Below are 16,151 nucleotides of genomic sequence, written 5' to 3'. Positions count from 1 at the left end.
TGCAATATAAAAACAGAAACGTCGTCCTGACCTCGACTCTTCGCGCGCCGGAGGGAAGCAACGTGAACCTGTGTGCCTGCCTTACCCTCGACGGTACTTCGTCAGCCAATCAGCGCGACGGCTTCGCGCTGCTCGGCGTCGGCGAACTGCGCGGTATCACCGCGGTCGAGCACTATCGTTGCATGGCCTGCGGCGGCGAGTTCTCGCGCGTGCTGCTGGGCGAACCGCGCGACCGGATCTGGCAATCGCTGCCCTGCGTCGAACCGGAACAGCGGCCGTCGCGCCGCCACTAGCTAGCGGAACGCGTCGCGCAAACGGGCCGCCTGCATCTGCCGGACACGCCCGAGTCCACGAGCCGCGTGGTTCAGCGGTGCTGGGTCGCCACCTTCAGCCCCAGCGAAATGAAGATCGTGCCGACGATCTTTCCTTGCCAGCGGCTCAGCCACCTCACCCGTTTGACGATGCGCCCGAGCGGGCGGATCGACACCACGATCAGCGTCGTATACAGCGCGCTCAGCGCGACGAAAATGAGGCCGAGCGCCGCGAACTGCAGGAACGTCGAGCCGCGCTCGGGGTGCACGAACTGCGGCAGAAACGCGAGAAAGAACAGCGCCGTCTTCGGGTTCAGCACTTCGGCCGGAATGGCCTGCCAGAACGCTCGCGACGCCGACACCGCGGCCACCTTCGGCAGCGTCGGGTCGGCCGGCGGCTCGCGCAGCGCCTTGATGCCCAGATACACCAGATAGCACGCACCCACGATCTTCACGACGTTGAACGCCAGCGCCGACGTCATCAAGAGCGCCGACAGCCCCACCGCCGCGCACAGCGCATGCACGAAATCCCCGCTCGCGATGCCGAGCCCCGTCAGGATGCCGGTCTTGCGGCCGCCCTGCACGGTGCGCGTCAACACCAGCAGCACCGCCGGCCCGGGAATCACGAAGAGTCCCAGCACGACCGCCACGAAGGTGGTCAGGGTGGAAAGTTCGAACATGCCGTCTCCCTGTTCGTTCGATGGTTGGATGCGCTCGCGCGGCACGCCGGGGGCAAGTCCCGGGGCACGCCACGCGATCATCAGGCGATTGTAGCCGTCCGGCGCGGCCTACGTCGCGCTTACGCGGCGATTTCCTTCGTATTTCGCGGCCTTTCGCTGCACCTGAACATACGGCTTTGCGTGCCGCCTCTTTAGAAAAACGCGAAGCAACCCGCGACTTTCGCGACGGATTTCGCGCGCCGACGCGTTCAAGCCATCATCGGTGCCGCAGCTCGATGCAGTCGGACCCTCCGCCGGCGGCGCCCTCTTTCTCAACCTCACGCTGAAGACGGCCCGCCATGTCCATGCAGATCCTTGTTGTCGACGACGACTTCGAACTGCGCGAGTTGCTGCGCACGTTCCTCAAACGCGAGGGCATCGAAGTATCGGTGCTGCACGATGCCACCTCGCTCACGCACCGGCTGGAGCTCGAGCGCCCGGACCTGATCGTGCTCGACCAGATGATGCCCGGCACCGACGGCCTCACCGCGCTGTCCCGCCTGCGCGCGGCCGGCGACGACATTCCGGTGATCATGCTGACCGCGCGCACCGACGATGTCGACCGCATCATCGGGCTTGAGCTCGGCGCCGACGATTACCTCGGCAAGCCGTTCAATCCGCGCGAGCTGCTGGCCCGCGCGAAGGCGATCCTGCGCCGGCGCAACGCGCAGCCATCCGCCGCGGCGCCCGAGCAGCGCGAGCCGTTTTCGTTCGGCCGCTTCACGCTGGATTTCCGTTCGCGCACGCTGCTGCGCGAGGCCGGCGAACTGCCGCTTTCTCCGGGAGAATTCGCGCTGCTGAAGATTTTCGTCAATCATCCGATGCGCACGCTCGCGCGCGAACGGTTGCTCGAACTGCTGCACGGACCCGGCGAGCAGCACACCGACCGCGGCATCGACGTGCAGGTGTGGCGGCTGCGGCGCATTCTCGAGGTGAACCCGTCGACGCCGCGCTTCATCCAGACGGTGCGCAGCCGCGGCTATGTGTTCGTGCCGGATGGGGAGCAGCACGCGGCGTGAGGTGGCGCGACGATCTTTGTCGGGCGCTCGACGGACCGGACGGTCCGCAGCTTGCAAGGCCTTGACGACGGCATGATGATTGCGGAAGTCGCGTCCGTATCGTCATTTCGGCCGTATCGTCCTGGCCCATGCTCCGCATCGGCCTCCACATCGATTGCCCGCCCCGAGGCGCCCATTGAAGATTGCGACCTTCAACATCAACGGCATCCGTTCGCGGTTGAGCGGCCTGCTCGAATGGCTCGAACGCGAATCGCCCGACATCGCCTGTCTGCAGGAACTGAAAGCGCCGAACGACCGGTTTCCCGCCGCGGAACTGGAGAAGGCCGGCTACGGCGCGGTATGGCAAGGCCAGGCATCGTGGAATGGCGTCGCGATCCTCGGCAAAGGCGTGGAGCCGGTGGTCGCGCGCCGCGCGCTGCCCGGCTTCGAGGACGACACGCACGCGCGCTACCTCGAAGCGGCAGTCAACGGGCTGCTGGTTGCGTGCCTGTATCTGCCGAACGGCAACCCGCAGCCGGGGCCGAAGTTCGACTACAAGCTTGCGTGGTTCGACTGCTTCGTCGCGCATGCGAAGACGCTCATCGACAGCGAACATCCGGTGGTACTCGCGGGCGACTACAACGTCGTGCCCACCGACGAGGACATCTACAACACCCGCTCGTGGCTGAAAGACGCGCTGCTGCAACCGGAGAGCCGCGAGCGTTATGCGGCGCTCATCGAACAGGGTTGGACCGACGCGATCCGCGAGATTTACGCGGACGAACGCGTCTACACTTTCTGGGACTACTTCCGCCACCACTGGCAGACCAATTCGGGACTGCGCATCGATCATCTGCTGCTCAATCGCGCGCTCGCGCCGAAGCTGCGCGACGCGGGCGTCGACACGTGGGTGCGCGACCTCCCGCAGGCGAGCGACCACGCGCCGACCTGGATCGAACTCGAACTGCAGGGGAGGCGCAGCGCGACGTCGAAGACGAAACATTGAATCGACGGCGGCGTTTCGGGTAGCGTTTCGGGCCACGCGGCGAAGCGAGTCACGATCCCGGTGTACTCTTGCTGCGAAGGCCATGCGCTGCGCCGGCCAGCTTTCGGGAAGCTCACGGCGCAGCGGTGTCGACGCGACTTTCCGGACGGACCGCCATGAAAAAATATCGCCCGCATCGTCCGAACTTTCTGCAGGACCACGCACATCCGGTGTGGCGCGATCTCGCCGTCACGTCCGTGCCCATCATCGTGCTGTTCGCGCTCGCGGTGGCCGCCGCGATCTGGCTGATCGACCCCGCGCCGCCTCACACCATCACGATGAGCGCCGGCCCGCGCGACAGCTCGTTCATGCAGGTCGCCGACGAATACCGCAAGATCCTCGCGCGCAACGGCGTGAAGCTGAAGGTGCTCGAATCCGACGGCTCGGTGCAGAATCTGAAACGCCTGCTCGATCCAAAGAGTCATGTCGACATCGCGCTCGTGCAGGGCGGCGTGGCGGACGACATCGACGTGTCGTCGCTGATGTCGCTCGGCAGCGTGTTCTATGTGCCGATCGTCGTGTTCTATCACGGCAGCGGCATCACGCAGCTCTCGGAGCTCGAGGGCAAGCGCATCGCGGTGGGCCGCGAAGGCAGCGGCACGCGGCGGCTCGCGCTGAACCTGCTCGAAGCGAACGGCATCACGCCGGGCGGCGATACCCAGCTGCTGCCGCTCGACGGCCTGCAGGCCGCTACGGCGCTCGTCGAAGGCAAGGTCGATGCGGCGCTCCTGAGCGGCGATTCGGCCACGCGCGCGCTAATCCTGCGCCTCGTCACGATTCCCGGCATCTCGGTGATGAACTTCGACGAAGCGGACGCGTACACGCGGCTCTTCCCATATCTCGACGAGATCGATCTGCCGCCGGGCGTGCTCGACCTGCAACGCAGAATCCCGCGCGAGACGATCCACCTGATCAGCCCGACGGTCGAGATCGTCGCGCGGCCGACGCTGCATCCGGCGATCTCCGATCTGATCATCGAGGCTGCGCAGGAAGTGCACAGCCGCGCGAGCCTGTTGCAGCGCGCGAGCCAGTTCCCCGCGCCGATCGCACACGAATTCCCGATCAGCGAGGACGCGACGCGCTACTACAAGTCGGGCAAGAGCTTCCTGTACCGCCTGCTGCCGTTCTGGCTCGCGACCGTCACCGACCGTCTGCTCGTGCTGCTGTTGCCGGTGGCGGTGCTGCTCGTGCCGGGCTTGCGGCTGATTCCCGCGATGTTCCGCTGGCGCGTGCGCTCGCGCATCTACCGCTACTACGGCGCGCTGATCGCGATCGAACGCCACGCGCTCGATCACACCACGTCGCAGGAACGCGCGGAGCTGCTCGCGGAACTGGACCGGATCGAAGCGTCGATCAACCAGATGAAGATGCCGCTCGCCTATGCCGACGCGTTCTACGTGCTGCGCGAGCACGTCGGTTTCGTTCGCGTGCATCTGAGCGACATGGGGCAGATGATGGCGGGCGCGGCGAAGGCGGAGGCGCGTTGAGCGCGGCGTGGTGCGGCGATACCACCCGACGCGACACCACAGGGTAGAGGATGGGTTCGTGACGGCTGGATGCATGGGCAACCAGGCCGAACGCGCCTCCCGACTATCCTGGAGCAATCGTTATGGACCTCTCGCCGGTCAATGACTCATCCGCGCAGTATGACGACTGTCCAGCCAGCCTGGACGCATCAGGACAGCCCCGTCCGGGTCCATCTCAACCTTTACGATCGCCCGGCACCGCTTCTGTGCGCAGCGCGACGCAGCCCGCGCCATCTCAATCGACCCAGATCCAGCGCGATCAACGCCCGCCATCCGGACCGCCCGCACAGCGCCCGGCGGAGGGTGGGCCACTCTCCGGCGTCACCACGCAGGAACTCGATCACCTCTCCCGGACCTACCAGATACAGACGCAGCCAAACGGCCGGCCCGACGTATCGATGTACGCGAACGACACCAGCAACGCGCAGAAGCTCACGGACGCGACGGAGCAGGATTTCACCGGCTATCCGCACGAAGTCGCGAGATTCGAACAGCGTTCCAGCAGTATCCTCGATCAGCTCGCCGCGCTACCGGCAAGCGAATCCACGTTCTATGCGGCGAGCGCCGCAACCTTCAACAGCGCCTACCGGATGGCGACCAGCGAAGGATGCCACGAAATCGACCGGCAATATCAGACGCTCGAGGACGCGATCCGCAAGGAATGCAACCGGGCCATCAACGATCCGCTCGAACGCGTGATGGCGACGTTCAATACGCCCGTCGGCGCAGGCTATCTGGACAAGGCTCGCGAATTCGACGTCAGCCAGCTTGCCCGGATGCGCAACGACTTCATGACCGCGACCACGCCACAGGGACGGGAGAGCACCTTCAAGGCAGCAGTAACGCTCAAGCACAATCTGCAGGCGCGGATTTCAACTGCGATCGACACACATCGCGCGCAGCAGTCCGCGGAGTGGAAAGAGGCTGACGACGACGTCGACCGGATGCTCAAGGAAGCCGATGCCATCGTGAACGATCCGGGCAAGCGCTACGAACTGATCGCCCGCCAGCTGTATACGTCCAATCCGGGCAGAGGACAGGATGCGTTCGCGGACCGGCGCATGCTTGCCTTCACGCAGCGCATGCAGGTCGACCCGGCGCTGCGCGACAAGCTTTCCCGATGGCAAGGCGAAGCGGCAAGCAAGCTCAACAGCTACGGAGTAGGCGGACCGAAGCGCTACCAGGACATCCTGAACGATCTACCTCCGGCCGGCCCTGACTACGTGCACGACCTGGCGGGGCGTTATAACGCCATCCTGAAGGACGCCACGGAGAAGCACCAGTCGATCACCCCCGAGGAACGCGCGAAGCGCGTTGCCGGACAGATCCTGGAGGGAACCGCGCGGTTCCTGCTCGGAATGACGCCATTGGCGCCGTTGACGTCAGCGCTCGACGAGCGTTCGACCCTATCGCCCAGCGCTCGTCTGGGCGTCGACGTGGCGTCGAATCTGCTCAGCCTCGTGATCGATCCCACTGCTGTCCCTGGCCGGGTGGCTTCGCGGGCCAACCTGTTCAAACTGGCGGTGAAAAATATCGACGAACTCGCCGATACAGGCAAGGCGATCGGCACGGCAATCGCGTCGGGTGCGGCGGATGTCGGCGGACAGGCCGCGCCGCTGGCGCCTGCCGTCGCTCATGTCGGCATACAGCAGCGCATTGCCGGGCGTCCGATGCTCGTTCCGCGAGACTACGCCGTCGATGTCAAACCGGGTTCGCTGAGGCCGGCTCCCGGCAATCGTCCGGGCGAAGGTGGCACATTGACCGGCGAAGGCGGCCAGCACTACGTCAAGATCGGCGACGACGTCTATCCCGTGCGCCACGACAAGGACGATTCGACGTGGTGGGCCTACGATCGGGACAATCCGTGGCGGCCCTCCTATCCCCTCAGTCTGGATTCGAACAACCAGTGGCAAGTCCACAGCCTTCCAGGTCTCAGGGGCGGCATGATGCAGCCGGGCACATCTTCGGCGCCGCCAATATCGCCGGCGCTGCAAACCGCGCTGGAGGTAGACAACTGGGCGTCCGATTCCAACCAGTTCATTAGCGATCCGAATTACGTAAGCCAGTATCGGACTGCATTCGCCAACCTGTCGCCCGCACAGCAGAAAGCGCTCAAAGGCTGGTCGTACGTCGATGTCGGGAGTGACACTTCGCCGGGTTCGAGTTCGGGCTCGGGTTCGACCGGTGACAAGAACTATGATCTGAACCGAGCGCTGTACGGGCACACACCCTATCCCGGCATGGACGCGGACGTGAAGAATCTGACGGATGCATTGAGCCTCCTGCCGCCTCCGTCAACGCAGGATGTGCACCTGATTCGGGTGGCGGATGTACCGCTCCAGTATTCGAACCAGTTCAAACCAGGCGATCTGGTGACGAACAGCCCGGCCTTCATGTCCGCGTCGAGCGGCAGGGACTTTGCGCAAAATTCGCTATGGGAGGGCGGAGCAACGGCCGGTTCGAACCAGGGCGCAATCGCCATTTACGACATTCGTGCCCTCAGTGCGAAGCCATTCATCCCGGGGATCAATACGCGGGCGGACGATGAAGCCGAGTGGCTGTTTCGGCCCAACACCGTGTTTCGCGTCGACGAAGTCGCCGTGCGGCCACCGACGGAACCCGGCGAAAAGCCTCGTATCGGCGTTCGCCTCACCGAAGTGCCTGTTACCGATGCCACCGTCGCGAAAAACATCCACTCGGGACAATCGGAAGTGGTTCATCCTGGCATACCGAACTATGCCGAACTCACCGCCGTTCCCTGGTGGGTCGGATATTGAAGAACGTCAGAAATGCATCCGCGCACGGTTCAGCTCCACAAGCTGCTTCCGCGCGTCGTCGCTATAGCTGCGAATCTGCGCAATCCGCTGCGGGTCCGCCAGCGCGTTCGCGTCGGCGGCCTGCTCGATACAGAGCAGCATGCGGCGCACGTCGTCGTAGTAATGCAGCAGCGTCTGGCGCTGCGCGAGCGTGGCGGGATCGGACGGCAGTGGGGAGCCGTTCAGCGTGTCGTACAGATGGCTCCACTCAGGCAGCAGGCGACCGCGGATGCGGCTCGACAGCTCGGCCGGCGTGACGTGCGGGTCGGGCTTCAGGTACGGTCCGGCCATCTTCTTCAGATCGGCCTTCGCCTCTACTTCGTCGGCCGCGAGGCGCATCAGCGTTTCGCTGTAGCGCATCGAATCCTGGCGCGCCTGGCCACCGTTCAGCGCGAGCATCGGCCACGCGAGCAGCACCACGCACACGGTGGCCGCTCCAGCCGCGACTGCGAGCTGCGTCCACTGTTGCTCCTCGCGGTAGTCGGCATCCACGGGCCGCGCGAGCAGCCAGCCGATCAAGAGCCCGCCCAGCAGACCGCCGATGTGCGCGCTGTTGTCGACGCCGACGTGCGTGAAACCGCCGATCAGGTTGTACGCGATGAAGACCGTGGTCGTCTTGAAGTGCGACGTGTAGATGGACGCCGGAATCGCATTGCGATGCCGCAGCACATACGCGAGCAGCGCGCCGACCACGCCGAAGATCGCGCCCGATGCGCCGGCGCTGTTGATCTGCGGATGGACGAGCAGGCTCATCAGGCTGCCGGTCAGCCCGGCGAACAGATAGACCGCGAGAAAGCGCAGGTTGCCGAACAGCCGTTCGACGACACGCCCGGCCTGCGCGAGCACCAGCATGTTGAAGAACACGTGCGCGAAACCGAAGTGCACGAAGGTTGCCGTGATCAATCGCCACCACTGGCCGTTCATCGTCTCGTAGCCGAGGTTGCTGCCGAAGCGCAGCGCGACCGCGCTATTGCCGCGCAGGACCCCGCCGCCCGCCTTCGCCATCGCGATGAAGACGAGCGCGTTGATCGCGATCAGCGTCCACGTGACCCAGACCACCGGCGTCTGCCGTTCGATGGCGTCGATGAAGCGCTTGCGCGCGAGTTTCGCCGGCGCGAACATCGCCGTGACCCGATCGGGCAATGCCGCGACGATCTCCGCCGCTTCTCGCCGGTTAAGGGCCTTCAGGATGAAGAGTTCGAGGCCACCTTCGTGGTTGGGCGCCTCGAAGCGCACGACGCGGCCACGCTGTTCGACATTGCAGATGCCGGAGCGCGGCAGTTCGAGATCGGTGATGACATCGGCGCGCAGCAGATGTTCTTCGTGCGTGCGAATGATCACCACATGCTGGCGGAAATCGATTTCGCCCTTGCGATGGAACGACGCGGCGCGCAGTTCCGAGCCCACCTTCCGCAGACGCGAGCCTAGCCGGACCGCGAAGCGCGTGCTACGCGGCGGCGTGTATTCGGGTTCGTCCACCACGACGACGTCGGTGCGCTTGAACGTCGGCTCGATGCGGTCCATAAGTGCGGGGGTCCGGAAATCAGGCTATCCGCTATGTTTACGGCACGTTGGAGCAGAAGATTGAGGCCCGCCTGGGTCAGCTTTCCGCGAAAACTTCCTGCAGCGTCTGCAGCACCTTCAGCAACGTGCGCTCGGCAAGCGCGCCCTCTTTCCTCACGAGCCGCGTCTTGTCGACCGTACGGATCTGATCCAGCAGCACCAGCCCCTGCGTGCGCTTGAACGTAAGCGGGATACGGAAAGGCGCGGCGCGCCCTTTCGAAGTCATGGGCGCCACGATGACTGTGCGCAGATAGTCGTTCAGCTCAGGAGGCGAGATCACGACACACGGCCGTGTCTTCTGGATTTCACTGCCGAGGGTTGGGTCGAGCGCAACCAGCCAGACCTCGCCCTGCGCTACCATTGCAGTTCCACGTCATCGGCATTCGGAAACTCGCCCATCACGAGCGTATCTTCCCCAGCGGCCGCAATGGCCCTGCTGGCTTCCGCCCATCCGCCACGCGACTTCGTGCGTGGCTTGCGGATGATCAATGCACCGTTTTCCACTTCCATTTCCACCTCGTTCTCGAATCCAAGTTGCGCCAGGATTGGCTTTGGGATCAGCACGCCTTGCGAATTTCCCATTCTACGTATTGTCACTCTCATGGAATCACCGTAATAACAATGTTAGCCAAACGGTCTAGTAAACACAATGTTATTACATTTTTGAGATGCTTGCCGGGCTGATTTCAGCCGCGCGTCGCGTCTTTTTTGCCACAGGCCGCCGCTGCGGCATCAGCCCGGGTATAGTCGTGCGCACCCTGCCCACCGGGACTCTCCCTCCATGCACCGAACCCTTCGCCATTTCCCGGACCATCGAAACAAGGGCCTCGCGTGATCTATCGTCCGTCGCCGCTCTTTGCCAACGTGGTGTTGTGCTTTTCCATCGCGCTGCTGATCGCGGTGGGCGTCTGGTATCTGGAAGCGGGCGACGCCGGGGCCGGCCAACGCGCCACGCATCTCACCCAGGCAGACTGGGTCGTGACCGACGCCGACGGCTTCAGCGCGCCGCCAGCCAACGTCGACAGCGACGCGCTGCCCAACGCCTGGCGCCCCGTCACCCTGCCCGCCGCGCTGCCCGCCGCGGCGCCGAAACTGGACAACGTGCGCGCACGCGCGGTGTCGTCGCTCCATGACATCCAGACCACGTGGGTCCGGCTCTCCACGCGCGGTCTCGCCGTGTCGTCCGGACCGCTGGTGCTGTACGGCGCACGCGTCAAGACCTACGGCACGATCGCCGTGTACGTGAACGGTCGCCTCGTGCATCGCGCGCAGGAGCATGGATCGCTCTGGAACAGTCTCTTCACGCCGCTCTGGGTGGACCTCGACCAGACGGGCGGCGACACGCCGCCGCGCGAAGTGCTGGTACGTCTCGAGCACGCGCCCGACAACGCCGTCGCGCTATCGTCGCTCTGGCTGGGGCCGGTGGATACGTTGCGGGGCCGTTACTACATGCGCCAGTGGCTGCAGCGCGAACTGCCAGCCACGCTCAGCGCCGCGTTTCTCGCGGTGGGCGTGTTCGCGCTGTTCGTCTGGCTCCGGCGGCGTCACGACACCGGCTATCTGCTGTTCTTCAATCTTGCCGCGACGTCGTTTGCCGGGCACCTGCACTACTACGTGAGCGTGCCCGTCACCAGCGACTGGTTCGCATGGCTCACGATCAACGCGCTGTTCTGGCTCGTGATGGTCGTGCATGTCTTTCTTTGCCAGATGCACGGGCGGCCGCTCAAATGGCTGACCCGCGCGGTCGCCTTCGTCACCCTGGCGATTACCGTGCTGACCTTGCCGATGGTCGGCGTACTGCCCGTGCTGCCGAGCACGCCGGTCATCGTGCCGCTGATCTATGCGGTCTCCGCGGTAATGGCCGCCGTCGTCGGCGTGGTGGGCGTGCTGTGTGCGTGGCGCCGTTCGAGCGAAGCGCGGCTCGTCGCGGCGGGTGTCGGCCTGTGCACGCTGCTCGGCGTGACCGACTGGATGATGCACAACAACGTCGTCAGTCCAGAAGGCTGGTTCCTCGGCGCGTACACCAATGCGGTCACGTTCGGCATGTTCGGGCTGCTGATGTATCGCCGGTACGTGAATGCGATCCGCGAGTTCGAGTGGATCAACGCCAATCTCGCGCAACGCCTGAAAGAACGCGAAGCCGAACTCGAGCTGAGCCACCGGCGGCTGCTCGAAGCGGAGCGCCGGCAAACCATCAGCGACGAACGGCGCCGCCTGATGCAGGACATGCACGACGGCCTCGGCTCGTCGCTGATCAGCGCGATCCGCTCGGTGGAGCGCGGCGATGCGGACGACACGCGCGTGTCGCAGATTCTCAAAGCCTGTCTCGACGACCTGAAACTCACGATCGATTCGATGGAGCCCGTCGAAGCCGATCTGCTGCTGTTGCTGGCCACGCTGCGTTTCCGGCTCGAGCCGCGGCTCGCGGGTACCGGCGTCGCATTGCGATGGGAAGTCGAGGAAGTGCCCGCGCTGCCCTGGCTCGATCCGTCCAGTGCGTTGCATATCCTGCGGATCGTGCAGGAAAGCATCGCGAACATCCTGCATCACACTGCAGCGACCGAGATCCGGATCGGCACTGCGGAGATGGACGGCGGCGTGCAGATCGCCATCGACGACAACGGCCGGGGCTTCGATATCGAGCATGCGATGGCGGCCGGCGCGGGACGCGGACTGCACAACCAGCAGCGGCGCGCACGCTCGGTTGGCGGCACCGTCGCGTGGCGCTCCGGGCCGGCGGGGACGCGCTTCACGCTGTGGCTGCCGTTCGAGCGCGACGGGCACGCGCGTCGCCGCGAGCCCGATCCACGGGCGGACATCGCGGTGGAAGAGAATTGACGCTGACGCCTACTGGGTGCGGGTGGTGAGGACGTTGACGCTAACGCGCGTTCAGTCCTGCAGCCGGTCGCTCCGTTCGAGCGATTCGAGCAGCCAGTTCGTCTGCTTCAGCAACGCCGCGTGGTATTCGGGCGGCATGGGCATGTCGTCGGTCATGGACATCGCCTCTTCGATCTGCAGGCGAAAGAGCGCCAGCACTTCGCGGCGCTGCGCTTCGGACAGCAGCGGAATGACGGTGTCGGCGAAGCGCGTGAGCGCGACCACCTTGCCGCCGAAATTCGACACGCCGCGGCTGTTCGACTCGGACAGCTTCTTCAGCGAGTCGATATAAAGCTTGAGTGATTCCACTGTCGTTGTTCCGATTATTTTTGTTGGCCCCCAAGACTCGAACGCTTTCCGCTTCAGGAATACGTTCGGGCTCAAAGCATTTATCGACCTGAAAACGGAATTCATCAAGTCCGTCATTGCTGAGTCTCGTGTCAGTATTTCCTGAATCGGTCGCCTGTTGCGGCAACGCGCATAAGCGCATTTGAAAGACTCAGTTAAACCGGCGCCTTTCTCAAGCCCGGCCGAGGCGATATAGTTTCACCCCTCCGCCCGCCCAACGATCGACATCATGACGAGCCCGATCACCGTATTCCTGATTGAAGACGACGCGTCGATGCGCGCCGAATTCGAACGCATGATCGTCTCGCATGCGTCGCTCACGCTTGCGGGCAGTGCTGGGTCGGTTGCCGAAGCCCGGCAGAAGCTGCGCGGCATGCACCCGGAAGTGGCAATCGTCGATCTCGGGTTGCCCGATGGCGACGGCGCGGACCTGATCGCGCTGCTGCGCGCGACATCGCCCGCCACGGCCGTGCTGGTCAGCACGATCTTCGGCGACGAAGCGCACGTGGTCCGGGCGATCGAAGCCGGCGCGCGCGGCTACCTGCTGAAGGACACGACCATCGACGAATTCGCGCGCTCGATCCTGCTCGTGAAGAACGGCGACTCGCCGCTCTCGCCGCAGGTGGCGCGGCATCTGCTGAAGCGGTTTGCGCCCGTCGCGCAGGCTGGCGCGCCGCGCGCGGCCAAGCCCGACAGCGAAGCGGGCCAGCTCACCGCGCGCGAAATCGACATTCTCAAGAGCATCTCGCACGGTTTTTCGACGGCCGAAACGGCCGCGAAACTGCAGCTGTCGCCGCATACCGTCACGACGCACATCAAGAACATTTACGGCAAGCTGTCGGTCAACAGCCGCGTGCAGGCGCTGAACGAGGCCCGGCTGAAAGGGCTGATACCCTGACCCGCCGCTGGCCGCAGGGTCACTACCAGGAACGCGGTATTGTCCGATTCGCAAGTTTCGACGAAAGTTCGGGTCATTCAAACCAGACCAGCCGCTCGCTCACAGAGCGGCAGAGTCCACCGCGCCGATTGCCGAGATCGGTGACGACGGATACGGGGGTATCAGACCATGACCACGAACAACCATCGCGATCTCGACAGCGAACTGGCTCATCTCGAGCATGTGCTTCCGCACGTCGCACGCGGCCCTTTCCCGCTTTCGTACTGGCGCTCGCGCATCGACGCGATCGGCAGCAGCAGCAAGCTTCCGCACTACCGCACGCGCTACGAACGCCTGAAAACCGCGCTTGGCCATCTGGAAAGCCGGGCGGCCGCACAGTCGAATGCCGCGGCCGAGGCGAACGCGGAATACGTCACGCGCTGAGCCGAAGAAAACGATATGGGCATGCGCCCATATCGCCCACACAGTCCATCGTGGGAAAAGCGCTGACGGGTGGAGACTCACCAGCGGACGAACCTTCCGGTCGAACGCGACCCGTCGTTACGCGAAGGGCCGGTTGAAAAGATCAGCGATACTGGCCTGCGAGCGCCGACACCTGCTCGATGTTCTTCGGCGTAATGAAGCCCGGGCCCGAACTGATGTTGCGTGCCTCATAAACCGGCTTCAGACCGTACGAATCGAGGCGCTGGATGAACTTCGGATCCTTCTCCAGTTCCTTGCGCGCCTCGATGGCGTCCGTGTTGTGATTGCGATGCATGATCGCGAGAATCGCGACCGGAATGTAGCCCTGCAGGTACGGCTGCTGGTCCGTGCAGAACTTGATCGTGCCGTCCTTGATCGCCTTCGCGACGTCGGGGTCGATGTCGAACGTCGCGAACCAGATCTTGCCGGCAAGACCGAGCTTCGTCACCGCGCGGATCGTCGGGTCGGCGGAGGTCGGCCCCAGCGTCAGCACCGCCTGGGTGTCCGGATGATTGCGCAGATACGCGCTCACCTTCGATTCGACGCCGGTCGGATCCGTGCCGGAATCCAGCACCGAGGTCTTCATGTCGGCGCCGATCGCATCGGCGAAACCACGGCAACGCTCGAACGAAAGCGGGTTCGTCGCATAGTGATTGACGCACAGGAAGGTCTTCACGCCATCTGCCTTTGCGCGTAGCCCAGCCGCCTTGCCAGCCAGATATTCAGGCTGGCCGACGTGCATCAGCGCGCCGAGTTCGGCGCTTTGCTGCTCGGTGCCCGTGTTCGCGGTAATGAACGGAATGTTCTTCGATTTCAGCCGTCCCACCGCGCTCTTCAGCAGATCGAAGTCCGCGATCGTCGTGACGACGCCGTCGTAGTTGCGCGCGGCCGCCTGGTTCACGAGCTGCACCATGTCCGCGATGTCGCCGTTGGGCGGATTGCGGTAATCGGTCTGCACGTTGAAGTCTTCGTCGGCCTGCTTGATGCCGTTCTTGACCGTGTTCCACCATGCATCCGAATCCGGTGCATGCGAGATGAAATCGAAATGCGCGACGGGCTCCGCGCTCGCGCCGCCAGCAGTGCCGAACCCGAAGGCGAACACGGCGGCCGCTAAAGGAAGCACCTTCCGGAAGGGAATACGCATGGCTGTCTCCTTGATTGTGATGGTGTGCCTGCATCCGGCAGGCGCGGCCGACGAACGCCGTATCAGTCGGCAAGACCGATGAACACCTTGCCGCCTTCGACCTTGACCGGATGCGTCACGAGGTTGACGCACACGGGCGCGCCCTTTGCCGCGCCCGTCGGAATATGAAAGCGCCCCATGTGCATCGGACACTCGACCACGTCGCCGAACACGAGACCTTCGGTGAGACGCGCCGCTTCGTGGGTGCACATGCCGGCCGTCGCATAGAAGCCGGTGGGCGTGTGATAGACGGCGTAGAGCGTGCCGTCCTGCTCGAATGCGATGACGTCTTCTTCTTCGATGTCGTCGCTCGGACACACTTCATGCCACTGCAGGATGTTCATCGCATCGTCCTTTTTCGCGTGGTGCCGCGCCGGGCACGGCCGGCGTGATCATGTAGTCGGGGTCGTGCCGCTGCATCCGGAACACGTGCAGGATCTCGGCCCATGCGCTGCTCAAACCATCGCAGGCCGGCGGCAGATCTGCCTCGATCGCGCGGCGCAGCTTCGGCAGCGCATGAAACGGCACGTTCGGGAACATGTGGTGTTCGACGTGATAGTTCATGTTCCAGTACAGGAACTGCAGCGGCCGGCTCAGGCGCAGCGTGCGCGTCGAGAAGCGATGGTCGAGTTCGTTCTCGCGCAGACCGGTATGCTGCGTGATCGCGAGCAGCTCGTGCAGCCATGCGCCATACGAACGCGGCAGCAGCAGGAACACGACCGGCAGCCAGCTATGCGCGACGATTGCCCAGACGCCGACCGCGACATACAGCGCGAGAATCACCCTTGAATTGCGGCGCATCGCGCGATATTCGACGGGCGGCACCACCGCCTTCGCGCTCTTCGACACGATGCCGACGCTGTGCAGCACGATGTTGCCGAGATGATGGATGCCGTGCGAAATGCGCAGAAAATCCGTCGCGAGCTTCAGATAATTGGGCGGCCGCTTCACGGCGATCTCCACGTCCTGAGGCACCGTCGCCGTCAGATGCGTGTACGTGTGATGCTGCGCATGCGACCAGCGGCTGTAGATCTGCTCGCGCCACGTCATGAAGCAGATCAGCCAGTGCACCGTTTCGTTCAGCCATTCGCTCTTGAACGGCGTGCGATGACGCAGCTCGTGCTCCATCGCTTCGGCGAACGCGTAGAGCGTGCCGTAGAGCAGGAACGCCGGAACGCACCACAGCGTACCCAGCGAACACCACGCAAGCACGCCCGCGGCCACCACGAGCGCGATGAAGCCGCCGAACCGCAGCAGCGCGTCGCGGTCGTTGCGGCGTGTCACCTCCTTCAGCACCTTGCGGTCGAGCGGGCACTTGTACCAGTCGTCCATCGTGATCGGCTGCGGGCTGCGTTGCGGGTCGAGCATGGGTGACTCTCCATCGGGTCGATCGTGATCATCGTTG

16 protein-coding genes are annotated in these 16,151 nt (G+C 64.3%); 8 read left to right on the top strand and 8 right to left on the bottom strand.

What is annotated here, in order from left to right:
* The first annotated feature begins 62 nt into the window (after positions 1-62).
* Positions 63-293: a hypothetical protein gene (locus DVS29_RS08995; RefSeq protein ID WP_118180092.1), complete on the top strand. Its 231-nt coding sequence runs from the start codon at positions 63-65 to the stop codon at positions 291-293.
* Between the two features lie 71 nt (positions 294-364).
* On the opposite strand, the gene DVS29_RS08990 is transcribed toward DVS29_RS08995, so the two are convergent.
* Positions 365-991, bottom strand: coding sequence for a LysE family translocator (locus DVS29_RS08990; protein WP_118180091.1), 627 nt, complete (start codon positions 989-991; stop codon positions 365-367).
* 338 nt (positions 992-1,329) lie between these two features.
* Here DVS29_RS08990 and DVS29_RS08985 point away from each other — a divergent pair, with 338 nt between their 5' ends.
* The 4 genes from DVS29_RS08985 to DVS29_RS08970 all read left to right on the top strand — a co-directional run bounded on the left by DVS29_RS08985 (position 1,330) and on the right by DVS29_RS08970 (position 7,376).
* Entirely contained in the window at positions 1,330-2,049 is a 720-nt protein-coding gene (locus tag DVS29_RS08985) for a response regulator (RefSeq protein WP_118180090.1), read from the top strand.
* 175 nt (positions 2,050-2,224) lie between these two features.
* Positions 2,225-3,034, top strand: a complete 810-nt coding sequence (locus tag DVS29_RS08980) for an exodeoxyribonuclease III (protein ID WP_118180089.1) — start codon at positions 2,225-2,227, stop codon at positions 3,032-3,034.
* 155 nt (positions 3,035-3,189) lie between these two features.
* The gene (locus DVS29_RS08975) at positions 3,190-4,560 is read left to right on the top strand and encodes a TAXI family TRAP transporter solute-binding subunit (RefSeq protein ID WP_118180088.1); all 1,371 of its coding nucleotides are present in this window, start codon (positions 3,190-3,192) and stop codon (positions 4,558-4,560) included.
* A gap of 437 nt (positions 4,561-4,997) precedes the next feature.
* Positions 4,998-7,376, top strand: a complete 2,379-nt coding sequence (locus DVS29_RS08970; protein WP_118180087.1) for a hypothetical protein — start codon at positions 4,998-5,000, stop codon at positions 7,374-7,376.
* A 6-nt stretch (positions 7,377-7,382) separates the two neighbouring features.
* Here DVS29_RS08970 and DVS29_RS08965 read toward each other — a convergent pair whose 3' ends face one another.
* From DVS29_RS08965 to DVS29_RS08955, 3 genes are all read right to left on the bottom strand, one after another.
* Positions 7,383-8,939: a rhomboid family intramembrane serine protease gene (locus tag DVS29_RS08965; RefSeq protein WP_118180086.1), complete on the bottom strand. Its 1,557-nt coding sequence runs from the start codon at positions 8,937-8,939 to the stop codon at positions 7,383-7,385.
* 76 nt (positions 8,940-9,015) lie between these two features.
* A complete protein-coding gene (locus DVS29_RS08960; RefSeq protein WP_118180085.1) occupies positions 9,016-9,339 on the bottom strand; it encodes a type II toxin-antitoxin system PemK/MazF family toxin in 324 nt (107 codons plus the stop codon).
* Positions 9,333-9,581, bottom strand: a complete 249-nt coding sequence (locus DVS29_RS08955) for an AbrB/MazE/SpoVT family DNA-binding domain-containing protein (protein ID WP_118180084.1) — start codon at positions 9,579-9,581, stop codon at positions 9,333-9,335. The genes DVS29_RS08960 and DVS29_RS08955 overlap by 7 nt, the downstream gene beginning before the upstream one ends.
* Positions 9,582-9,809: 228 nt before the next feature.
* On the opposite strand from DVS29_RS08955, the gene DVS29_RS08950 reads away from it, so the two are divergent.
* A complete protein-coding gene (locus tag DVS29_RS08950; protein ID WP_118180083.1) occupies positions 9,810-11,816 on the top strand; it encodes a sensor histidine kinase in 2,007 nt (668 codons plus the stop codon).
* Between the two features lie 51 nt (positions 11,817-11,867).
* Here the strand turns inward: DVS29_RS08950 and DVS29_RS08945 are convergent, their stop codons facing one another.
* Complete coding sequence (locus DVS29_RS08945; RefSeq protein WP_118180082.1) at positions 11,868-12,164, bottom strand: hypothetical protein; 297 nt, start codon at positions 12,162-12,164, stop codon at positions 11,868-11,870.
* Between the two features lie 268 nt (positions 12,165-12,432).
* On the opposite strand from DVS29_RS08945, the gene DVS29_RS08940 reads away from it, so the two are divergent.
* Together DVS29_RS08940 and DVS29_RS08935 are read left to right on the top strand one after the other, a co-directional pair.
* Entirely contained in the window at positions 12,433-13,101 is a 669-nt protein-coding gene (locus tag DVS29_RS08940) for a response regulator (protein WP_118180081.1), read from the top strand.
* Between the two features lie 168 nt (positions 13,102-13,269).
* Positions 13,270-13,524 carry a hypothetical protein gene (locus DVS29_RS08935; RefSeq protein WP_118180080.1) on the top strand — a complete coding sequence of 85 codons (255 nt, stop codon included), beginning with the start codon at positions 13,270-13,272 and terminating at the stop codon, positions 13,522-13,524.
* Positions 13,525-13,666: 142 nt separating this feature from the next.
* Here DVS29_RS08935 and DVS29_RS08930 read toward each other — a convergent pair whose 3' ends face one another.
* From DVS29_RS08930 to DVS29_RS08920, 3 genes are all read right to left on the bottom strand, one after another.
* Entirely contained in the window at positions 13,667-14,707 is a 1,041-nt protein-coding gene (locus DVS29_RS08930) for a sugar ABC transporter substrate-binding protein (RefSeq protein WP_118180079.1), read from the bottom strand.
* A gap of 62 nt (positions 14,708-14,769) precedes the next feature.
* Positions 14,770-15,090, bottom strand: a complete 321-nt coding sequence (locus DVS29_RS08925) for a non-heme iron oxygenase ferredoxin subunit (protein ID WP_118180078.1) — start codon at positions 15,088-15,090, stop codon at positions 14,770-14,772.
* The gene (locus DVS29_RS08920) at positions 15,068-16,114 is read right to left on the bottom strand and encodes a fatty acid desaturase (RefSeq protein WP_118180077.1); all 1,047 of its coding nucleotides are present in this window, start codon (positions 16,112-16,114) and stop codon (positions 15,068-15,070) included. Before DVS29_RS08920 ends, DVS29_RS08925 begins: the two co-directional genes overlap by 23 nt.
* Between the last annotated feature and the right edge of the window lie 37 nt (positions 16,115-16,151).

The organism is Paraburkholderia phosphatilytica (assembly GCF_003443895.1).
In the GTDB taxonomy this organism is placed as follows: Bacteria; Pseudomonadota; Gammaproteobacteria; order Burkholderiales; family Burkholderiaceae; genus Paraburkholderia; species Paraburkholderia phosphatilytica.
Note: the sequence above shows the minus strand (reverse complement) of the source record. Positions and strands in the feature narration are given on the sequence as shown.